The following is a 19604-nucleotide window of genomic DNA, read 5'->3' as shown; positions in this document are numbered from 1 at the left end:
GGCCCGAGCAGCAGTGACATGGCCCTTCTTCGAGCATGTGCAGGTGATCAATCTGGACTCGCGTGCCGACCGTTGGGCCGCCATGCAGGCGCAATTCGAGCGTCTCGGTGTTTGCGGTGATGTTCAGCGTTTCGCCGCAGTGCGTCCGCCGGCCGACATCGTCGAGCAGCCGCAGTTGGCGGGGTTGCGCGAGTTCCTGCAGCGGGTCGATGGTGACAGCGAGCGACTGGCGGCCAAGCTGCGCTCGACCTGGGGTTGTACCCAGAGCCATCTGGGTGTCATTCGGCTGGCGCAGGCCAGCGGCTGGCCCCATGTGCTGATTCTCGAAGATGACTGCGAATTCGAGCCCTACACGTTGCCCGTGCTGCGGCGCGTGGCCCGCCAACTGCAGGGGCAGGAGTGGGACATGCTTTACCTGGGCGGGACTTACAAGAGGGGCGGACGGCTGCAGCGCTTTGCCGCCAATCTCGACGACGCCGGGCGGATTCGCCTGGGTCACGCCTATCTGGTGCACGAACGCCTGTACCAGCGCATTCTCGACGAAGCCGAGGTTTCCGGCCTGCCTATCGACTGGTACTACTCGGAAAAGCTGCATCCGCAGGTGCGCAGCTTCCTGGTACGGCCGGTGCTTGCCTACCAGCGCCTGCTGGACATGAGCGACATCGAGGCCGTGGTGCGCAAGCCTGAATTCAAGACCCGGAAGGCCCTCCGGCGTCTCTGGAGTCGTCTGCGTTACTGGGCATTCTGAGCATGCGCCTGTTGTCTATGTCCGGCTGGCGCGAGTTTTTGCTGCGCTGGTTGTCCGTAGGGCTGCTCTGGTGGCTGGCGGGCATGCTGCTGCTCAGTAGCCACAAGCTCTATCAACAAGGGCTGATTGCTCTGTTCTGGCTGCCCGGCTTGCTGGCGCTGCTGTCGTTCCCCGAGGTTCGCCGGGCCTGGTGGCAGCCCGGTGTTGCCTGCCTCGCACTGTTCGCTACCTGGTCGGCCTGCTCGGTGCTCTGGAGTGAGGTGCCGGTGCCGGCGAAAGAGCTGAAGATCTTCCTGTATGTAGGGCTGGCTGCCAATGCCGTGCTGGCGCTGGCGGTGCTCGATGCGGTGCGCTTCTGGCGTGCGTTGGCCATGCTGGGCGTGCTGGTCGGCCTGTATGCCTGGAGTGCGCTGCTGGTGTTCTACGGTTGGCAGGATCGGCCCTGGTCGGCGCGCGTGGTTGGCACCGGGCTGGCCAACCACCCGATTCTCGCCGCGCAACTGTTCTGCGTGATGGGCATGGTGCTGCTGTTTCTGCGCGATCATCTGCCTGGCTGGCTGCGTGGCCTGCCTTGGTTCATTGCCCTGCTGGGCTACCTGGCGTTTCTGCTGCTGAGTCAGTCCAAGGGGCCCTGGGCTGCAGCCTTCGTCACCTTGCTGCTGCTGCCGTTGTGGTGCCGGGGGCGCCGGCCTCTGGCGGCGCTGGGCGTGGTCTGCATGGCTTTGGCGGCAGTCTACGTTTTTTGGCCGGACGTCTTGCTGCAGCGTGGTCTGTCGTTCCGCCCGGACCTGTTTGCCCAGGCACTGCTGAAAATCGGGGTACATCCCTGGCTCGGTATTGGCTTCGACTCGCCCTATACGCTACCGGTGCCTTCGCTGGGGGTGTCCTATGAGCATGCGCACAACCTCTACCTGCATTTAGCCGTGCTGCTTGGCCTGTTCGGGTTGCTGGGCTGGCTGCTGCTGCAGGGCTGGGCGGCGCTCTGGGCCTGGCGGGCCAGGGGCAGTGTCCAGGGGCGGTTGTGTCTGACCCTGCTGTGCTTTTCAGCGGTCGCCCTGTTCACCGATGGCGTTGGTCCCTGGCTCAAACCGCGCGAGGAGTGGTTCTGTATCTGGCTGCCGTTGTTCCTGTGCCTCGCTGGAGCGGCGCTGCAGCGCGCTGCGGATACGCAGGGTCTTGAGCGCACATGAGGTGAGCGGGCTTCGATTCTCTCCTCGGTGACTTCGGTTTCCCTGCTGTCCCGTTTTTCGGCGACACAAGTGACTTTGTCCTGAGCTGCCAACGAGGTGGGGCTGGCCCATAGTCGGCGGCTTTCTGGGGGGATTAGCCTGGCCTGGCGCCCGGGCGGTCGGTGTCGTATCCGGGTCAGCGAGGCTCGCTGCGCGCGGCTTCGTAGTGCCGCAGCAACTCGTTCCAGGGGAAGCCCGGTACCTTGCGGCGCTCCAGATAGCGCTGCAGGTGGCGGAAGTTGCGGCGCACGAGCATGCGCCCCAGCGGGCGCCCCTTGAAACGCAGGTCGAGGAAGTCGATCAGGCCGAAGTCGTCATTCGGGGTCAGCAGGATGTTGCCCAGATGCAGCGAGCGGAAATAGATGCCCAGGCGATGCAGTTTCAGAATGTAAGCGGCCAGTTCTGGCAGGCGTCGGTCGAACTCATCCCGCTGGTCGCGGAACAGCCTGTCTAGCGGCTGGCCAACCAGCGGCTGGTAGAGGCAGGCGCTGACGGCCTCATTGCGGTCAATCCAAGCGCACTCAAGGATGCTCGGCGTCGCGATGCCCAGCGCCCGCAGGCGTTCGGCGCGGTCAGCGAAGCGTCGGGCATCCGGGCGCAGGCGTGCCAGCAGGGGATTGCGCCGGCTACGGAAGATCTTCAACAGACTGCCATCGGGCAGGCGAACGACCTTGGGGCCATGGCTGTCTTTTTCCAACACTTCTCCCTGGCTCAACCAATCTTGTAATTCGTTCGCTGTTACAATCCGCATCTTGTCTCTCTAGCCAGTCGTATGAGGCCCGCCGAATGGCCAATTCTACCCAGCAATCCAGCCTTAAGGTTTATCTGCGGTTGCTGAAATACGTCGCTCCATACTGGGGGCTGTTCGCGATCAGTATCCTCGGCTTTCTGATATTCGCCTCGACCCAGCCGATGCTGGGCTACATGCTCAAGTTCTTCGTCGACGGTCTGAACAACCCCAGTGCTGGCCTGTTTTCCGAGGTGCCCTGGCTGATCGAGCATGCGCCGTGGGTGGCCAGCCTGCCGCTACTGCAGGCCGTGCCGCTGCTGATTGTACTGATCGCAGTCTGGCAGGGGGTGGGCTCCTTTCTCGGTAACTATTACCTGGCCCGAGTTTCCCTCGGGTTGGTACAGGATCTGCGTACGGCCCTGTTCAACAACCTGCTGACACTGCCCAATCGTTACTTCGACAACCACAACTCGGGTCATCTGATCTCGCGCATCACCTATAACGTGACCATGGTGACCGGTGCAGCCACCGACGCAATCAAGGTGGTCGTGCGTGAGGGGATGACGGTGTTGTTCCTGTTCGCCAGCCTGCTGTGGATGAACTGGAAGCTCACGTTGGTGATGTTGGCGATACTGCCGGTCATCGGTGTGATGGTGACCAGTGCCAGCAAGAAGTTTCGCAAGCAGAGCAAGAAGATCCAGGTGACCATGGGGGACGTTACCCATGTTGCCTCCGAGACCATCCAGGGCTACCGCGTGGTGCGCAGCTTCGGGGGGGATGAATACGAGCGTGAGCGCTTTTTCAGGGCTGCCGAGGACAACAAGAACAAGCAACTGCGCATGGTCAAGACCAATGCGGTCTACACCCCCAGCCTGCAGCTGGTGATATACAGCGCCATGGCCGTGCTGATGTTTCTGGTACTGCTGCTGCGCGGAGACGCCTCGACGGGTGAACTGGTGGCCTATATCACCCTGGCAGGCCTGCTGCCCAAGCCCATTCGCCAGCTCTCCGAGGTCAGCTCCACCATACAGCGGGGGGTGGCCGGCGCCGAGAGTATCTTCGAGCAGCTGGACGAGGAGCCGGAAGTCGATCACGGCACCCAGGAGCGCGAGCGCGTCAGCGGCCGCCTGGAGGTGCGCAACCTCAGCTTCCAGTACCCCGGCGCCGAAAAACCGGTGCTCGAGGACATTTCCTTCGTCGCCGAGCCGGGGCATATGGTTGCATTGGTCGGCCGCTCGGGCAGCGGCAAGTCGACCCTGGCCAGCCTGATCCCGAGGTTCTATCACCACGAGCAGGGGCAGATCCTGATCGACGGGCTGGATGTTGAGGAATACACGCTGCATAACCTGCGCCAGCACATCGCCCTGGTCACCCAGCATGTCACCCTGTTCAACGACAGCGTGACCAATAACATCGCATACGGCGACCTGGCTGGCGCGCCTGTCGAACAGGTCCGCCAGGCGGCCGAGGCGGCTTATGCCGCCGAGTTCATCGACAAGCTGCCGCAGGGCTTCGATACCCAGGTCGGGGAAAATGGCGTGCTGCTCTCCGGTGGTCAGCGCCAGCGCCTGGCCATCGCGCGTGCGTTGCTGAAGAATGCGCCGCTGCTGATCCTCGACGAAGCCACCTCGGCCCTGGACACCGAGTCCGAGCGGCATATCCAGGCGGCACTGGATGAAGTGATGAAGGGCCGTACCACCCTGGTGATTGCCCACCGCCTGAGCACCATCGAGAAGGCCGACCTGATCCTGGTGATGGATCAGGGCCGGATCGTCGAGCGTGGCAGCCATGCCGAGCTGCTGGCGCAGAATGGCTATTACGCGCGCCTGCACGCCAAGCAGTTCGAGGAGGGCGACGAGCAGCCGCAGGTGCTGGAGCATGACGCCTGATGCTCAGTCACCTGCGCTTCTGGCGCGAACGCGGCTGGACCCCCATCAATGCGGCCGACTATGCCGATGCATGGGCCAATTTCGGCGGTAGTGTCGCCACCCATCCCGAGGTGGTGGCGCGCCTGGCCGACCTGGCCGGCATCCCCGTACGTTACCTGGGCTGGGTGGCCGATGGTCAGCTGCAAGGCGCCATGCCGACCTGGGGGCGGCATATCGCCCTGTCCAAGGATGTACTGAAGAAGCAAGGCAAGCGGGGCCTGTTCGACCTGGGCAACGCCGAGATCATCCTGCCCCTGGCGCAGGGCGTGCGGCTGACCGTGCAACATCGCATGCGCTATGTCTCGCCGCTGAATGCCGGGCAGATCAGCACCCTGCGCGAGCAGCCCGAGGGGCTGGCCCTGGCCCGCGAGCCCGAGGAGTACAGCAAGAAGTTCCGCTACAACCAGCGCCGCGAACAGCGCCTGCTCGAAGAGGCGGGCGGTGTCATCCGGCCGATGCTGGAGCTGGATGCCGCCGAGCAGGCGCGCATCTATGCCGAGCTGTTCCAGCGCCGCTGGGGCTTCCCCGCCACCGGCGTGGCGCACCTGGCCGAGGTGTTCGAGCGTCTGCGCGAGTTCATGACCGGCGCGCTGATCTACCTCAATGACGAGCCGGTGGCCATCCAGGTGCTGTATCGCGTCGAGGCGCCCAGGTGGGTCAGCCTGGAGTACATCAACGGCGGGGTTGACCCGCAGCAGCGCGAGTTCAGCCCCGGCAGCGTGCTCAGCTTCGTCAACACGCAGAATGCCTGGGCCGAGGCACGCGCCATCGGCAAGCCGCTACGCTATTCCTTCGGCCGTGCGGACCGCGAGTACAAGGACCGCTGGTGCAACCGGATTCCCGTCTACCAGGTGTGACTATGCAGGCCCGCAAGCAGCAACTGCTCAAACGCCACCGGCGCAACAAGCGCATCGCCATGCTGCTGGCCCTGCTGGCATTGCTCGCGCTGGGCGTCTTCGTCGCCTGGTGGTGGGTACCGTTGCTTCTGGTGCTCGGCTGGATCGGCCACGAGGCCTGGTTCGCCGACCACCTGTTCTACTCGCCGACTGACGACTACCGCTACGACTTTCCCAAAGGTACTCCGTGCCTGCCCACCAGCCTGGTCGATGGCCAGCTGCGTTGCGAGGGGGATCCGGGCGCGGCCGATACCCTGATTCTTGAGTGGGACGTCACCGCCACCTGGCTGGGGCGCTTCCTCGATCCGCGCATCTACCTGGGCGATGATCGCCAGGACATGGAGCGCCGGGTCGATGGCCGACGCTACTTCAACCTGTCCGGTCAGGGTGAGGCCTTACGCGCCGGTACCCTGCGCATGCACGGGCGTTTCTGCCGCCTGGTCGGCGCCGGGCGCCTGTTTGCCCTGAGCAATCCCGATTATGCCGAGCGCCGGCTGATGGTCGTCGCGCCGCATGCCGATGACGCCGAGCTGGCTGCCTTCGGCCTCTACAGCCGTTGCCCGGAGGCCAGTATCGTCACCCTGACCCAGGGCGAGATCGAGGCCGAGCATTTCCAGCGCCTGGGTCTCAGCCTGCCCGAGGCGGCGCGACTCAAGGGGCGCCTGCGCACCTGGGACAGCCTGGCCGTGCCGCTATGGGGCGGTGTGCCGCAGGAGCGCTGCGTGCAGCTTGGCTACTACTGCCTGCAGTTGCCCGCGATGGCCGAAGCGCCGGACCAGCCATTCGCTTCGCGCGAGGCGGGGGACTGCGATGTGCGCAGCGTACGTCGGCACAATCGAGTCACTCTGCCTGCCGATGTTGATGGCGCGCCGAGCTGGAACAACCTGGTCGCGGACCTGGCTGCACTGCTGGAGCATTTCCGTCCCGAGGTGCTGGTCACTCCGCACCCTGAACTTGACCCGCACAGCGATCACGTCGCTGCCACCCGCGCATTGCTGGAGGCCGTTCAGCAGAGTGCCTGGCAGCCGCAGACCCTGCTGCTCTACGCCAACCACCTGCACGACAATGACCGCTGGCCGATGGGGCCGGCAGATTGCGGCATCGCGCTGCCGCCGGCCATGGTGGCACTGCCGGTCGATGGCCTGTGGAGCCCGTCGCTGTCTGCCGGAACTCGGCTCGACAAGGCCATGGCGCTGGCCATGCAGCACGATCTGCAGGCGCCGCTGCCGACCAAGAAGCGTCTGCGCCGGCGGCTCCAGCACCTGCTCGCCGGGCGCCGCTGGCCTGCCAGTGGCGAGGACGAGTTCTTCCGCAAGGCCGTGCGCCGCCACGAACTGTTCTGGGTGCGTCCGCTGGGCGAGTAAGGCCCGCGCCCCCGCCATGCTATGATCCGCCCCGATTTTGCTGCCCTGGAGTACCCATGAAGCTGTCCATGCCCCGTTACGATCAAGCCCCCGTCCTGGTGGTGGGCGATGTCATGCTCGACCGTTACTGGCATGGCGGTACATCGCGTATCTCGCCCGAAGCCCCGGTGCCGGTGGTCAAGGTTGAGCAGATCGAGGATCGTCCGGGCGGCGCCGCCAACGTCGCGCTGAACATTGCCGCGCTCGGTGCGCCGGCGTTGCTGGTTGGTGTGACCGGGCGTGACGAGGCGGCCCACAGCCTGGCTGACAGTCTGCATGCGGCCGGGGTGCAGGCGCACTTCCAGCGCATCGACGAGCAGCCGACCATCGTCAAGCTGCGGGTGATGAGCCGCCATCAGCAACTGCTGCGCATGGACTTCGAAGAACCCTTCAATACCGATGTCGAGTCGTTGGCCGAAGATGTCGACGGCCTGCTCGCCGGGGTCAAGGTGCTGGTGCTGTCCGACTACGGCAAGGGCGCTCTGAAGAACCATCAGGCGCTGATCCAGCTGGCCAGGGCCCGCGGCATTCCGGTGCTGGCCGATCCCAAGGGCAAGGACTTCTCGATCTACCGGGGGGCCAGCCTGATCACCCCCAACCTCAGCGAGTTCGAGACCATCGTCGGGCCTTGCCAGGACGAGGCTGAGCTGGTGGCCAAAGGCGCCAGGCTGATGAACGAACTGGAGCTGGGCGCCCTGCTGGTGACCCGTGGCGAGCATGGCATGACCTTGCTGCGCCCCGACCACCCGGCACTGCACCTGCCTGCGCGCGCCCGCGAGGTGTTCGATGTGACCGGTGCTGGCGATACCGTGATCTCGACCCTGGCTGCCTCCATCGCCGCCGGCGAGGAGCTGCCGCAGGCCGTGGCCCTGGCCAACCTGGCGGCCGGCATCGTGGTCGGCAAGCTCGGCACCGCCGCCATCAGCGCCCCCGAACTGCGCCGTGCGGTGCAGCGCGAGGAGGGTTCCGAGCGTGGCGTGGTCAGCGTCGAGCAATTGCTCCTGGCGTTGGAGGATGCCCGCGCCCATGGTGAGAAGATCGTCTTCACCAACGGCTGCTTCGACATCCTCCACGCCGGCCACGTGACCTACCTGGAACAGGCCCGCGCCCAGGGCGATCGCCTGGTGCTGGCGGTCAACGATGACGCTTCGGTGGCGCGCCTCAAGGGCCCGGGGCGGCCGATCAACGCGGTGGACCGGCGCATGGCCGTGCTCGCCGGCCTCGGCGCGGTGGACTGGGTGGTGAGCTTCGCCGAGGACACTCCGGAGAACCTGCTGCGCCAGGTCAAGCCGGATGTGCTGGTCAAGGGTGGCGACTACGGCATCGACCAGGTGGTTGGCGCCGAGATCGTCCGTGCCTACGGCGGCGAGGTGCGCGTGCTGGGCCTGGTGGAGAACAGCTCGACCACCGCCATCGTCGAGAAGATTCGCAGCAAGTGATCTTCGGCGGCCGCCTGCCGGCGGCCGCTTTTCCTCAGCCGGCCAGGCGGCCCGGTTCTCTCTCAGCGCGGCTCAGCTGCGCCAGCCAGTCGCGCCAGCGGATGCGTTCATCACGTACCAGCCAGCCATCCTGCGCGGCGAAGCCTTCCGACAGCCACAGGCCGCGGGTGCTGGCCGCGACCAGCTCGCCCCGGCGCAGGGTGTACAGCTCGCCCGTGGGCAGGCCGCTCTTCAGCGGCAGCAGGTAGATGTCCGGGCGGCGGCGCTCCAGACGGGCCACCAGTTCACTGTCCTCCAGGCGTTCGTCGACATGGAACAGACTGGGTTGGCGGCAGTCCTTCGGCAGCTCCAGGCGCAGGTCGTAGACCAGTTGCAGCGAGGCGGTGGGCAGGTGCACATAGGCGTGCGGCCGCTCCATCAGCATCAGATTGCCGCACTGTACCGGCCGCGCCGCGCCGGTCAGCGGGCTGAGGCGGAAGTGGCTGTCCTCGTGGTAACGCAGCGGATAGGGGGTCGGCAGCCAGGTATCGGCATAGCGACCGCCCAGCCAGCTGCCGCCGTTCTCGATCAGGCACTCCTCGGCAACTTCCTGGATGGCGGTGAGCAGGGGCAGGTTCAGCTCGTGGGCCGGTACATAGCCGGAAATCAGCTTGAGCACGGTATCGTCGCGATCCGGGCGCTGCTGGCGCACCAGCAGCCAGTGGTCGCGGCCCTGCCAGGCCATGGTCAGGCGCACCGACACGCCCAGATTCGCAAGCTCCAGGGCGAAGCGCTGGCTGTCGGCGGCCTCCACCGGGCGGCGTCGCTCGAGCATCTGTGCGAAGTTCAACGGCAGGCCGAGGCCACGGTAGTTCAGCCCGTCCGCCGTGGCTTCCACGTACAGCGGCAGGGTCTTGAAGGTGCCTGGGGCCTTGCGGGCCAGCAGTCTCGACATGGCGGCTCCTCAGTCGGCAGCGGTGGGCTGCATCAGATGGACAGGGCGCGGCAAAGTTCAGCCTCGCTTGGAGCCCAGCAGTTTAGCCGCGGATCACTGCCGCCGCGGTGGCCGCGTTTGCCGCCAGATGTTGCGGATTGATGGTGCCGACGATGGCGGCAGTGACGCCGGGGTGGCCGAATACCAGCTCGAAGCTGGCGCGCACCGGATCCTCCCCCGCCAGTACCGCGTGTCCGCTGGCAAGGGCTTTCTTGATCAGAATGCCCTTGCCGTGGGTCGCGGCATAGTCGAGTACCGCCTGCTCGCCACGTTCGGCCAGGTTGTAGGTGACCATCGCGCAGTCGCCGCGCTCTAGCGCCAGCAGGCCGCCCTCGACCGTCTTGCCGGACAGGCCGAAGGCCCGGATCTTGCCCTCGCGCTTGAGCTCGGCCAGGGTCTCGTAGACGCCGCTGTCGCGCAGGATGGCAACATCATTGCCGTCCGAGTGCACCAGGACCAGTTCGATGCGGTCGGTTTCCAGGCGCTGCAGGCTGCGCTCGACCGACAGGCGCGTGTGCGCCGGCGAGAAATCGAAGCGCGACTGGCCGTTGTCGAATTCCTCGCCGACCTTGCTGACGATCACCCAGTCCTCGCGCTGGCCGCGCAGCAGCGGGCCCAGGCGCTGCTCGCTGACACCGTAGGCGGGTGCTGTGTCGATCAGGTTGATGCCGAGTTCGCGGGCTTGTTCGAGCAGGGCGCGGGCGGCGGCATCATCGGGGATGGTGAAGCCGTTGGGGTACTTCACGCCCTGATCGCGGCCCAGTTTGACGGTGCCCAGGCCCAGTGGCGAGACGATCAGGCCGGTATCGCCCAGCGGGCGGTGCAGGTCGTGCAGGCTCACGGCAGCAGTTCCTCCCACACCGGCTGCGCCTGCGGCGGATGCGGCAGTTCGGGCAGGGGCGCGTGCGTGCCTGGCTGGATGCCATCGCGCTCGAGGGCTGCGATCACCCGATCGGCGAAGTCCGGCGACAGCGCCAGCTTGGTCGGCCAGCCGACCAGCAGGCAACCCTGCTCGGCCAGGAAAGCGTTGTCCGGGCGCACCAGGCCGGACTGCGCCGGTTCGGCACGGTCCACGCGCAGGGTGGCCCAGCGTGCGTCGGAGAGGTCGATCCAGGGCAGCAACTGCTGCACTTCCTTCTGTGCCGCAGCAATCTGCGCCGCCTCGCTGCGCGCCACGCCGTCGGCTTCGGCGATGTCGCCGCCGAGGTACCAGACCCATTGGCCGTCGGCGGCCGGGTGGCTGGTGACGGTGATGCGCGGTTTGGGCCCGCCGCCCAGGCAGTGGGCGTAGAGCGGTTTGAGTCCACGGCCCTTGACCAGCACCATGTGCAACGGTCGCAGCTGCTGGCGCGGTTGCTCGACGCCGAGGTCGGCCAGCAGGTCGGCGTTACCGCGGCCGGCGCTGAGCACCACGCGCCTGGCGCGAATATCGCGGCCGTCGACGCACAGGCCGACCAGCTCGCCATCCTCGCGCAGCGGTGTGATCGTCTGGCCGGCCAGCAGGCTGTCGCCGGCCAGCGTGGCCAGGCGGCTGATCAGGCTGGGAACATCGAGCACCAGTTCCGCCAGGCGGTAGACCTTGCCCTTGAACTTCGGATGTTGCAGGGCAGGGGGCAGCTGTTCGCCCTTGACCTGATCGACCCGGCCGCGCACCGCCTTGCTGGCGAAGAAGCTGGTCAGGTTGCCCGCCAGGCTGCCCGGTGACCACAGGTAATGGGCCTCGGACAGCAGGCGCACGCCGGACAGGTCCAGTTCGCCACTGCCCTCGATCGCCTCGCGCCAGCGCCTTGGCATGTCGGCGATCGCCTCAGAGGCGCCGGTCAATGCGCCATGCAGGGCGTACTTGGCGCCACCGTGGATGATGCCTTGCGACTTCAGGCTTTGCCCGCCGCCGAGGCTGGCGTTCTCGATCAGCAGGGTGGCGTAGCCGAGTCGGCGCAGGCGGGCGTTGAGCCAGAGGCCGGCGATACCGCCGCCGACGATCAGGATATCGGTGCTCAGGGCTTGGGACATGCGCGGCGCTCGCTGAATAAAACAGGCGCGCAGTATAGCGCCCGCGAGGGGCGATCAGTGACCGGCGCTCTGTGAGAACAGCTGGATGACGACCACGCCCGCGACGATCAGTCCCATGCCGAGCATGGCCGGCAAGTCGAGGCGCTGCTGGTAGAGGAAGGTCGCTGCAATGCTGACCAGGACGATGCCCAGGCCCGCCCAGACGGCGTAGGCCACACCTACCGGAATGGTCTTGACCACCAGGCTGAGCATCCAGAAGGAAATGGCGTAGCCCGCGACCACCAGCAGCAGAGGCAGTGGCTTGTTGAAGCCGTCCAGTGCCTTCATTGAGGTGGTGGCGATCACCTCGGCGGTGATGGCGACGGCAAGATAGAGATAGCCGCTCATGTCGGTCCTCCTGGTTGAGAGGCCCGATTCTAGAGTTATGGCTGATGGGATAAAGTGATTAGCTATCTGTATAGGAGATGGGTCATGCAGTGGAACCTGGAGCAGATACGTCTTTTCGTTGGCGTTGCCGAGGGCCAATCCTTCTCCGCGGTGGCTCGTCGCCTTCAGCGCGCGCAGTCGGCGGTGAGCAGTGCCATTGCCCTCCTCGAGGCGGACCTGGGTGTGGTGCTGTTCGAGCGCAGCAGTGGGCGCCAGCCGCGCCTGACCTCCGCCGGGCTGGCCCTGCTGGAGGAGGCGCGTGAAGTTCTGCGCCAGTGTGAGCGCCTCGAGGGCAGGGCTCAGGGACTGGTGCGTGGCGAGGAGGTTTGCCTGCGTCTGGCTCAGGATGAGGCCATGCCCTACCAGCCGGTGCTCGATAGCCTGGAGGCGCTGGCCAAGACTTTCCCCTTGCTGGAGGTGCAGTTGGCCAGTGGTGCCCAGGGCGATGTTGCGCGCAAGTTGCTGGAGCGTCGTGCCGACCTTGGTTTGCTGTTCCACCACGAGCGCATGCCGGATGCCCTTGAACGCCAGCGTCTGGGCACTATCGAGATGGTCACGGTGTGCGGCGCCGGGCACCCTTTGGCCATGGCGGGGCAGGTGGGCCGCCGTGAACTGGCCCGTCACCGGCAGCTGCTGATGACGCCCCAGGACAGCCATTACCCGGGGGGCGAGCAGGTCAGTCCGGCGGTCTGGCGAACGGACAGCTTCTACGCCATGGCCGAGTTGCTGATGCGTGATCTGGGGTGGGCCTGGCTGCCTCGCCATGTGGTGCAGTACCCGACCTACCAGAGCGAGCTTGTCGTGCTGAACTGTGACTGGACGCCGCCACCGCTTGTGGTGGAGCTGGTCTGTCGGCGAGACGAGGCGCTGGGGCCTGCCGCCCTCTGGCTGGCCGATGCCTTTGCGGAGCGGTTGCGGGCGATTGGCTGAATGGCGGCGACCACTTTGCTAAGCTGCGCGCCCATGAACAGACCCCTTTATACCCTGATCCTGCACCTGGCTCTGCCCATCATCCTTTTGCGTCTGCTTTGGCGTGCCTGGCGTGCCCCGGCCTATGGGCCGCGCGTGGGCGAGCGCTTAGCGGTCGGCCTGCCGGCTTTCCGTCAAGGTGGGATCTGGATCCACGCGGTATCGCTGGGCGAGAGCATCGCGGCAGCACCGCTGATCCGCGAGCTGCTGGAGCGCCATCCCGAGTTGCCGATTACCGTCACCTGCATGACGCCGACTGGCTCCGAGCGCATCCAGGCGCTGTTTGGCGCGCGCATTCAGCACTGCTACCTGCCGTACGACCTGCCCTGGGCCTGCGCGCGCTTCCTCGATCGGTTGCAGCCGAGGCTGGCGGTGATCATGGAAACCGAGCTGTGGCCCAATCACATTCATGCCTGTCATGCCCGCGGTATTCCCGTGGCGCTGGCCAATGCGCGCCTGTCCGAGCGCTCTGCGCGTGGCTATGCGCGCTTTGCGCGGTTGACCGCGCCGATGCTTGCCCAGCTGGACCTTATCGCCGTGCAGACCGAAGTCGAGGCCGAACGTTTCCGTCAGCTGGGCGCGCGCCCCGGCTGCGTCGAAGTGACCGGCTCGATCAAATTCGACCTGAGCGTGGCGGCCGAGCTGCCGCAGCGTGCCGCCGAGTTGCGTGCCGCCTGGGGCGCGCAGGAGCGACCGGTGTGGATCGCCGCCAGTACCCATGCCGGCGAGGATGAAGTGATGCTGGCGGCCCATCGCCGGCTGCTGGACGAGCGCCCTAACGCGCTGCTGATCCTGGTGCCGCGCCATCCGGAGCGTTTCACCCAGGTCTTCGAGCTGTGCCGGCGCGAAGGGTTTGCCTGCGTGCGCCGCTCCACGGGCGAGACGGTCGGCGAGGCGGTGCAGGTGCTGGTCGGCGATACCCTGGGTGAGCTGCTGTTCCTCTATGCCCTGGCCGATCTGGCCCTGGTCGGTGGCAGCCTGGTGGCCAATGGCGGGCACAACCTGCTGGAGCCGGCGGCGCTGGGCAAGCCGCTGCTGGCGGGGCCGCACCTGTTCAACTTCCTGGAAATCGCCGCTCAGCTGCGCGAAGCCGGTGATCTGCTGGAAGTGGCGGATGCCGCGCAGCTGCACGCGGCTCTCAGTCTGCTGTTCGCCGATCCGGCCGAGGCGCAGCGCCGGGCCGAGGCCGGACTGGGTGTGCTGCGCGCCAATCAGGGCGCGCTGGCGCGCCTGTTGGCCGGTCTACAGGCGTTGCTCAAGCGGGCGTAGATAGCGCGCAGGGCGATGCCGCCCAGGGCTAGGCCCAGGCAGGGCAACCATACCCAGCGCGCCTCCGAGGCCAGCACGTCGAGGCCGCGCTGGCTGAAGAAGTTGTGCACGAAAGGTGAGACCTCGATCGGCCGCCAGGGCAGGAAGAAACGCTGCTCGCTCCAGGGCCACAGCCAGGCCACGCCCAGGCCGCCGTCTGTGGCGGCGTCTAGCAGGCTGTGCGAGGCGCACGCCAGGGCGATCCAAGCGAACGCCTTGACGGGGCCGCAGCCAAGCAGGCGGCAACTCAGTGCACCCAGTGCGCCACTGAGGCCGGCAAACAGCAGCGAATGACTGAAACCACGGTGGCCGAAGGCATCGGCATAGGCGATGCCGAACTTGAAGGCCAGCACATCGGCATCGGGAAGCAGGCTGAACAGCAGGCCGGCCAGCAGCAGTCGCGGAGGTATTACCCGCGGCCCCAGCGCCAGTCCCAGGGCCAGGGCCGGCAGTGGGTGGGTGATGAGGGTGGTCACGAGTGTTCGTGCATGCGCGCCAGCTGGCGCTCCAGCAGCGAAGGGTAGGGCTCCAGCAGGCGTTCGACACAGCTGGCACCTTCCGGGCTGGCGATGGCGCGGATGCGCGCGCGCTGGCGTAGCAGCGGGTCGTCGGCGACGCTGCGCTGCACCAGCAGCAGGTTGCGGCTGTGCTGGGCCAGGGCCAGGGCATCCTGGGCCGCCTCGCTCAGCAGCAGTTCGGCCTGACTCGGGCTGATCGCCTCGTCGCTACGGGTCAGGCCCAGCTGCAGTTGCAGGGTAATGCCGCTGTCGGCCACCTCGATCTGCAGGGCATGGCCGAGGGCGCGCATCAGTTCGCCGCAGCACAAGGCGTGGGTCAGGTAGTCGTCGCCGCTGTGCTCGCTGCTGAACAGCATCAGGCTGCTGCCGTCACTGAGGGTGAACAGCTTGCCCTGGTACAGCGCGGCAGCCTGCTCCAGGCAGTCGCGATAGCGCTGCAGCAGTTCCATCAGACGCGCGCGCGGCAAGTGGCGGAGTTGTTCCTGGGCGCCGAGCTGGATCGCCAGTACGGCGCTGCTGATGTGCTGCTCGGGCTGCGCCGGGGCGCTGGCCACTGGCGCGCTGGGCGCCGGTGCCGGCACTTCGCTCTGCATGTCGCGCAGGTCAGCGAAGGGGTCGTCGTCTTCGGGCGCCGCGGCCGCGGCGGCCTGGCGCGGGCTTTGTTCGTCGAAGTTATCGGCGTAGTCGGTACTGGTGCGCAGGTCCGGCATGTCGAAGCCGGGCTCGTGCGCGTCGTTGTCCTCGAAAGGCTGCTCGTCCAGTTCGGCGTAGTCATCCTGCTCGTCGAACTGCGGCTCCGGCTCCGGCTTCTCCGGTACCAGGCGTGCCTGCAGCTGGCGCGCCAGATCGCCGATCTCGTCCTGGCGGCCGGCGCCGGGTGCGGGGTCGTCCGGATCACGCAGCCACACGCGCAGCTGCAGCAGCGGAGTGGAGATGTGGCGGCCCAGGCGCAGGCTGAGCGACAGGGCCAGCGCCAACAGGATCAGGCTGAGCAGGCCCATGCTCTGCAGGCTGATGGTCATCGGTTGCTGGAACTGCCGCATGTCCAGGCTGATGCGCAGCTGCCCGGCGATCACTTCCTGAAAGGTGATGGGCGTGGAGTAGAGCCCCTCCGACTCGCCGAGAATGCTCTGCGTTGGGCGCGAGCCGGCCTCGGCGAGGATGCGGTTGTCCACGCTGTAGATGGCGGCGTGGGCGACCAGCGGATTCTTCGCCAGGTTGCTGAGCAGCACGTTGAGGCTGAGGATGTCGTTGGACACCAGCAGCTCGGTGGCCGAGGCGGCGGTCTGTACGGTCAGGCTCTGGCCGAGGGCATCGGCCTGCTGCTGCATGGCCTGCTTGAATTGCATGCCCATCACCCAGGCGTAAATCACCAGCGCCAGGGCGACCAGCAGCAGGCTGTGGCTGGCGATGCGCAGGGCGAGCGGCACGCGGCGCTGGCGCAGGGCATTGAACAGCAACAGGAAGAAATTGTCGGGTTTGACCTGAACGGGCCGGTTCACAAAGCGCGGCTCTTCTCGAATGGAATTGCCGCGCAGTATAACCACCACCCCCAGGCGGGCAAAGCGCCGCCCGTGCCCTGCGCCAGGCAAACCGGGTTAGAATGTGCGCCTTTTCGCTGACCTCTTTGCAAGCTGGAGTGTGCGCCTTGCGCGAAATCGTCCTGATCAATATCACCGGGGAAGATCGCCCCGGTCTGACCGCGGCCATCACCGGGGTGCTGGCACAGGGCGGGGTGAACATCCTCGATATCGGCCAGGCGGTGATCCACGACACCCTGTCGTTCGGCATCCTGGTCGAGATCCCGGATACCGAGCAGGCCTCGTCGGTGCTCAAGGACGTGCTGTTCACCGCCTACAAGCTGGACCAGCAGGTGCGTTTTACCCCCGTGTCGGAAGACGACTACCAGCAGTGGGTGGGTGGCCAGGGCAAGCCGCGTTATATCGTCACTCTGCTGACGCGCAAGGTCACGGCTGAACAGCTGCAGCGGGTCAGCTCGATTACCGCCAAGTACGGGCTCAACATCGACCATATCGACCGTCTGTCCGGGCGCATGTCGCTGGACATGCCGGCCGATCAGGGCAAGGGCTGCATCGAGTTTTCCGTGCGTGGCGAGCCGGCCGATGCCGCTGCGCTGCGTGCCGAGTTCCTCAGCGTGGCCCAGGAGCTGAACGTCGACATCGCCTTCCAGCGTGACTCTGTGTTCCGCCGCAACCGACGCCTGGCGGTGTTCGACATGGACTCCACGCTGATCGAGGCCGAGGTCATCGACGAGCTGGCCAAGGCTGCCGGGGTTGGCGAGCAGGTGTCGGAGATCACCGAGCGTGCCATGCGTGGCGAGCTGGACTTCCGTGCCAGCTTCAAGGAGCGCCTGGCGCTGCTGCAGGGGTTGTCCGAGGATGTGCTGGAGGAAATCGGTGCCTCGCTGCGCCTGACCGAAGGCGCCGAGGTGCTGTTCGCCGAGCTCAAGCGCCTGGGTTACAAGACCGCCATCCTGTCCGGCGGCTTCACCTACTTCGCCAGGCAGCTGCAGGCCAAGCTGGGTATCGACTATGTGTTCGCCAACGAGCTGCAGATCGTTGATGGCAAGGTGACCGGCGTAGCAGTCGAGCCGATCGTCGACGCCCAGCGCAAGGCCGACCTGCTGCGCGAGCTGGCCGAGAAGGAAGGACTGCGTCTGGAGCAGACCATCGCCGTGGGCGATGGCGCCAATGACCTGCCGATGCTCGGCCTGGCTGGCTTGGGTGTGGCCTTCCGCGCCAAGCCGCTGGTCAAGCAGTCGGCCAAGCAGGCGATCTCCACCCTTGGCCTGGACGGCATTCTCTACCTGCTTGGTTATCGCGACCGCGACGGTCAGGACTGACCGAGCTGCCACAAAAAAGCCCCGCGATCGCGGGGCTTTTTTTACAGCGGGGATTATTCGTCTCCGGCGGAGAAATCGTAATCCATCGACTGGCTGGGGCCCTGCAGGTAATGGCCCTGGATGTAGTTGACCCCGGCCTGCCAGAGGGTGGCCAGCACGCTGGCGCTCTCGACGAAGGGCACGATGGTCAGCTTGGCCTGGGCATGCAGGCTGGCCAGCAGGGTTTTCAGCGCCTCCTGGTTCTCCGCGTTGGACAGGTCCTGGGAGAAGGAGCCGTCGACTTTCACGAAGTCCACATTGAGGTGCTTGAGCGTGTTGAAGGGGTTCAGCGCGCAGCCGAACTGGCTCAGGGCGACCTTGCAGTGCAGCTCCGCCAGGCCTTGAGTCAACGCCTTGGCCTGCTTGAGGTAGGTCACGGCGTCGGTCTCGCCGATCTGGAACACCAGCGAGTCGGATGGCAGGCGCGCGGCCTTGAGGGCGACGCTGAGCCACGGCAGCAGGGTCTGGTCCTGCAGGCTGTTGGCCGACAGGTGCACGAACAGGCGAGTGTTGTGGCCCTTGCTGCGGTGCTCGGCAAGCAGTTTGATCGAGTTGAGGATCACCCAGCGATCGATCTTCTCGGCCAGTCCGGCGTTCTTGGCGGCGCCAAGGAAGTCACCCGGCGGTACTTCCTCGCCCTGCTGGTTGAGCAGGCGCAGCAGTACTTCATAGTGTTCGTCGCTGTCACCGCGCAGGCTGATGATCGGCTGGAACAGCAGGCGGAAGCTGTTGTTTTCCAGAGCATGCTGGACCATGGCCACCAGATTGCCGCGGTTGGCGGCGGCGGCCAGTTCGTCGGCCGGGTTGTAGACCTTGATCGCGTTGCCTTCCAGCTCGTCGGCGCAGCGATGGGCGCGGTCGATGACTTCCTGGGCCTTGCTGGTCTGCTCGCTGAGCCCGGCGATGCCCACCGACAGGGTGGTCTGCACGGTGCGTCCGGCGACGTCGAACAGGTGGCCTTCGATCTTCTTCAGCAGCGGCTTGAGTTGTTCCTGCAATTGCTGGGGCGTGACATCCGCCAGCAGGGCGGTGAACACGTCGTCACCGAAGCGCGCCAGTTGCGCCGTCTCGCCGAAGTGGGCGCGCAGCAGGTTGGCCAGGTCGGTGAGCAGGATATCGATGCCGGCCAGGCCGACTTCGCCGATGGCCTCGCTGTAGCGGTCGATACAGATGTAGGCCAGGCACGAGACCTGATTGTCGTTGATGGCGCGCTGGGCGGCGCCATCCATCAGCTCGAGGAAGTGCGAGCGGTTGAACAGGCCGGTGACCAGGTCCTGGCTGCTGATCTCGCGCAGCTTTTCCTCCAGTTCGGCGTTGTCCGCATCCGCGCGGATCACCACCTGAATGCACGGCTCGCCGTCGTAGGTGGCCGGCGAGAAGCTCATGCGCGACTGGAAGCGCTGGCCGTCTGCCCTGATTCCGCCGCAAGCCAGTTCGGCATTGCCTTCGGCGCTTGAGTAGTTCTTCAGGAAGTCCTTGAAGGCGGCCTGATCCTCGCTGGCGATCAGGTCGATCATCGGCATGCCTTCCAGCTCGTCACCGTCCTCGTAGTCGAACAGTTTGAGGTAGGCGCGGTTGGCGTAAATGTGCATGCCATCGTGGACGTAGGTGATGGCGTCCACCGAGCTGTCGAGCAGCAGTTGGCAGCGTTTCTCTGCCTCGCGCAGCGCCACTTCGGCGGCGCGGCGGGCGCGACGCTCTTCGTGGTTGGCCAGCTCGCGGTTGGCCACCAGAATCAGGCGCTCGTCTTCGCCCTGCGGCAGGGCGTCCTGGGCGCCGAGCATCAGGGCTTCGGTAATGGCGTCGGAGTCGTTGCCGGCGACCAACTGGATGACCGGGATATCCTTGGCCTGGCGGCGAATGGCGGTGATCGCTTCGCTCGGGTCAAGGTGCTCGCTGGAGGGGGCACTGATCAGCAGGTCCCAGCTCTGTTGCAGGGCCTCGGCGAGGTTGTCGCTGGAGGTGATGCGGTGAACGCGCGTGGCGCGGCCAGCGTTACGGAACAGGCTGACCAGGCGCTCGGCCTCGTTCTGCGAATCTTCGAGGATCAGCAGCCGTATGGTTTTTTTTTCGATGGCCATGGGGTTTTGCTTGGAGGGCGCCGAGGAACGGGCGCAAAAAG

The 19604-nt window shown here is 66.1% G+C and carries 17 protein-coding genes; 9 read left to right on the top strand and 8 right to left on the bottom strand.

Translation table 11 applies throughout. The features are described 5' to 3' along the window. Positions 1 to 13 precede the first annotated feature (13 nt). Complete coding sequence (locus tag ACOAPY_RS18715) at positions 14 to 748, top strand: glycosyltransferase family 25 protein (RefSeq protein ID WP_465154294.1); 735 nt, start codon at positions 14 to 16, stop codon at positions 746 to 748. 2 nt (positions 749 to 750) lie between these two features. Next, entirely contained in the window at positions 751 to 1938 is a 1188-nt protein-coding gene (locus ACOAPY_RS18710; RefSeq protein ID WP_465154293.1) for an O-antigen ligase family protein, read from the top strand. A gap of 175 nt (positions 1939 to 2113) precedes the next feature. Here ACOAPY_RS18710 and ACOAPY_RS18705 read toward each other — a convergent pair whose 3' ends face one another. Beyond that, positions 2114 to 2677, bottom strand: coding sequence for a lipopolysaccharide kinase InaA family protein (locus ACOAPY_RS18705; RefSeq protein WP_465154292.1), 564 nt, complete (start codon positions 2675 to 2677; stop codon positions 2114 to 2116). 86 nt (positions 2678 to 2763) lie between these two features. Between ACOAPY_RS18705 and msbA the strand changes: the two genes are divergently transcribed. Genes msbA through hldE form a run of 4 tightly spaced genes read left to right on the top strand, consistent with a single transcriptional unit; the run spans position 2764 to position 8373 of the window. Beyond that, complete coding sequence (gene msbA, locus ACOAPY_RS18700; RefSeq protein WP_465154291.1) at positions 2764 to 4596, top strand: lipid A export permease/ATP-binding protein MsbA; 1833 nt, start codon at positions 2764 to 2766, stop codon at positions 4594 to 4596. Next, entirely contained in the window at positions 4596 to 5492 is an 897-nt protein-coding gene (locus tag ACOAPY_RS18695) for a GNAT family N-acetyltransferase (protein ID WP_465154290.1), read from the top strand. The genes msbA and ACOAPY_RS18695 overlap by 1 nt, the downstream gene beginning before the upstream one ends. Positions 5493 to 5494: 2 nt before the next feature. Next, entirely contained in the window at positions 5495 to 6895 is a 1401-nt protein-coding gene (locus ACOAPY_RS18690) for a PIG-L deacetylase family protein (RefSeq protein WP_465154289.1), read from the top strand. 56 nt (positions 6896 to 6951) lie between these two features. After that, positions 6952 to 8373 (top strand): bifunctional D-glycero-beta-D-manno-heptose-7-phosphate kinase/D-glycero-beta-D-manno-heptose 1-phosphate adenylyltransferase HldE, encoded by a 1422-nt coding sequence (gene hldE, locus ACOAPY_RS18685; RefSeq protein WP_465154288.1) that lies wholly within the window; start codon positions 6952 to 6954, stop codon positions 8371 to 8373. Positions 8374 to 8407: 34 nt separating this feature from the next. Here the strand turns inward: hldE and ACOAPY_RS18680 are convergent, their stop codons facing one another. The 4 genes from ACOAPY_RS18680 to ACOAPY_RS18665 form a co-directional block, all read right to left on the bottom strand. Next, positions 8408 to 9307, bottom strand: a complete 900-nt coding sequence (locus tag ACOAPY_RS18680) for a metal ABC transporter ATPase (protein WP_465154287.1) — start codon at positions 9305 to 9307, stop codon at positions 8408 to 8410. Between the two features lie 82 nt (positions 9308 to 9389). After that, positions 9390 to 10187, bottom strand: coding sequence for an aldo/keto reductase (locus ACOAPY_RS18675; RefSeq protein WP_465154286.1), 798 nt, complete (start codon positions 10185 to 10187; stop codon positions 9390 to 9392). Further along, a complete protein-coding gene (locus ACOAPY_RS18670) occupies positions 10184 to 11359 on the bottom strand; it encodes an NAD(P)/FAD-dependent oxidoreductase (RefSeq protein WP_465154285.1) in 1176 nt (391 codons plus the stop codon). The genes ACOAPY_RS18675 and ACOAPY_RS18670 overlap by 4 nt, the downstream gene beginning before the upstream one ends. 54 nt (positions 11360 to 11413) lie before the next feature. Further along, positions 11414 to 11746 carry a DMT family transporter gene (locus ACOAPY_RS18665; RefSeq protein ID WP_465154284.1) on the bottom strand — a complete coding sequence of 111 codons (333 nt, stop codon included), beginning with the start codon at positions 11744 to 11746 and terminating at the stop codon, positions 11414 to 11416. Positions 11747 to 11830: 84 nt separating this feature from the next. Between ACOAPY_RS18665 and ACOAPY_RS18660 the strand changes: the two genes are divergently transcribed. Both ACOAPY_RS18660 and waaA read left to right on the top strand, forming a co-directional pair. Continuing rightward, on the top strand, positions 11831 to 12715 hold the full coding sequence (locus ACOAPY_RS18660; protein WP_076583715.1) for a LysR family transcriptional regulator: 885 nt from the start codon (positions 11831 to 11833) through the stop codon (positions 12713 to 12715). A 33-nt stretch (positions 12716 to 12748) separates the two neighbouring features. Continuing rightward, the gene (gene waaA / locus ACOAPY_RS18655; RefSeq protein ID WP_465154283.1) at positions 12749 to 14023 is read left to right on the top strand and encodes a lipid IV(A) 3-deoxy-D-manno-octulosonic acid transferase; all 1275 of its coding nucleotides are present in this window, start codon (positions 12749 to 12751) and stop codon (positions 14021 to 14023) included. Here the strand turns inward: waaA and ACOAPY_RS18650 are convergent. After that, a complete protein-coding gene (locus tag ACOAPY_RS18650) occupies positions 13966 to 14538 on the bottom strand; it encodes a metal-dependent hydrolase (RefSeq protein ID WP_465154282.1) in 573 nt (190 codons plus the stop codon). The two genes, waaA and ACOAPY_RS18650, sit on opposite strands and share 58 nt — an antisense overlap. Then, on the bottom strand, positions 14535 to 16082 hold the full coding sequence (locus ACOAPY_RS18645) for a histidine kinase (RefSeq protein ID WP_465154281.1): 1548 nt from the start codon (positions 16080 to 16082) through the stop codon (positions 14535 to 14537). Before ACOAPY_RS18645 ends, ACOAPY_RS18650 begins: the two co-directional genes overlap by 4 nt. Before the next feature lie 146 nt (positions 16083 to 16228). Here ACOAPY_RS18645 and serB point away from each other — a divergent pair, with 146 nt between their 5' ends. Then, positions 16229 to 17443: a phosphoserine phosphatase SerB gene (serB, locus tag ACOAPY_RS18640; RefSeq protein WP_076583726.1), complete on the top strand. Its 1215-nt coding sequence runs from the start codon at positions 16229 to 16231 to the stop codon at positions 17441 to 17443. 53 nt (positions 17444 to 17496) lie between these two features. Here serB and ACOAPY_RS18635 read toward each other — a convergent pair whose 3' ends face one another. Continuing rightward, positions 17497 to 19563, bottom strand: coding sequence for an EAL domain-containing protein (locus ACOAPY_RS18635; protein ID WP_465154280.1), 2067 nt, complete (start codon positions 19561 to 19563; stop codon positions 17497 to 17499). Between the last annotated feature and the right edge of the window lie 41 nt (positions 19564 to 19604).

Origin of the sequence: Pseudomonas stagnisoli (assembly GCF_048595745.1) — a bacterium.
In the GTDB taxonomy this organism is placed as follows: Bacteria; Pseudomonadota; Gammaproteobacteria; order Pseudomonadales; family Pseudomonadaceae; genus Aquipseudomonas; species Aquipseudomonas alcaligenes_A.
This window is presented reverse-complemented; position numbering and strand designations above follow the sequence as displayed.

Excerpts from the sequence above, each read along its gene's own strand:
- ACOAPY_RS18710 (WP_465154293.1), top strand. The coding sequence starts at position 751 with ATGCGCCTGTTGTCTATGTCCGGCTGGCGCGAGTTTTTGCTGCGCTGG.
- msbA (WP_465154291.1), top strand. The coding sequence starts at position 2,764 with ATGGCCAATTCTACCCAGCAATCCAGCCTTAAGGTTTATCTGCGGTTG.
- ACOAPY_RS18695 (WP_465154290.1), top strand. The coding sequence starts at position 4,596 with ATGCTCAGTCACCTGCGCTTCTGGCGCGAACGCGGCTGGACCCCCATC.
- ACOAPY_RS18690 (WP_465154289.1), top strand. The coding sequence starts at position 5,495 with ATGCAGGCCCGCAAGCAGCAACTGCTCAAACGCCACCGGCGCAACAAG.
- hldE (WP_465154288.1), top strand. The coding sequence starts at position 6,952 with ATGAAGCTGTCCATGCCCCGTTACGATCAAGCCCCCGTCCTGGTGGTG.
- ACOAPY_RS18680 (WP_465154287.1), bottom strand. The coding sequence starts at position 9,307 with ATGTCGAGACTGCTGGCCCGCAAGGCCCCAGGCACCTTCAAGACCCTG.
- ACOAPY_RS18670 (WP_465154285.1), bottom strand. The coding sequence starts at position 11,359 with ATGTCCCAAGCCCTGAGCACCGATATCCTGATCGTCGGCGGCGGTATC.
- ACOAPY_RS18665 (WP_465154284.1), bottom strand. The coding sequence starts at position 11,746 with ATGAGCGGCTATCTCTATCTTGCCGTCGCCATCACCGCCGAGGTGATC.
- ACOAPY_RS18660 (WP_076583715.1), top strand. The coding sequence starts at position 11,831 with ATGCAGTGGAACCTGGAGCAGATACGTCTTTTCGTTGGCGTTGCCGAG.
- waaA (WP_465154283.1), top strand. The coding sequence starts at position 12,749 with ATGAACAGACCCCTTTATACCCTGATCCTGCACCTGGCTCTGCCCATC.
- ACOAPY_RS18635 (WP_465154280.1), bottom strand. The coding sequence starts at position 19,563 with ATGGCCATCGAAAAAAAAACCATACGGCTGCTGATCCTCGAAGATTCG.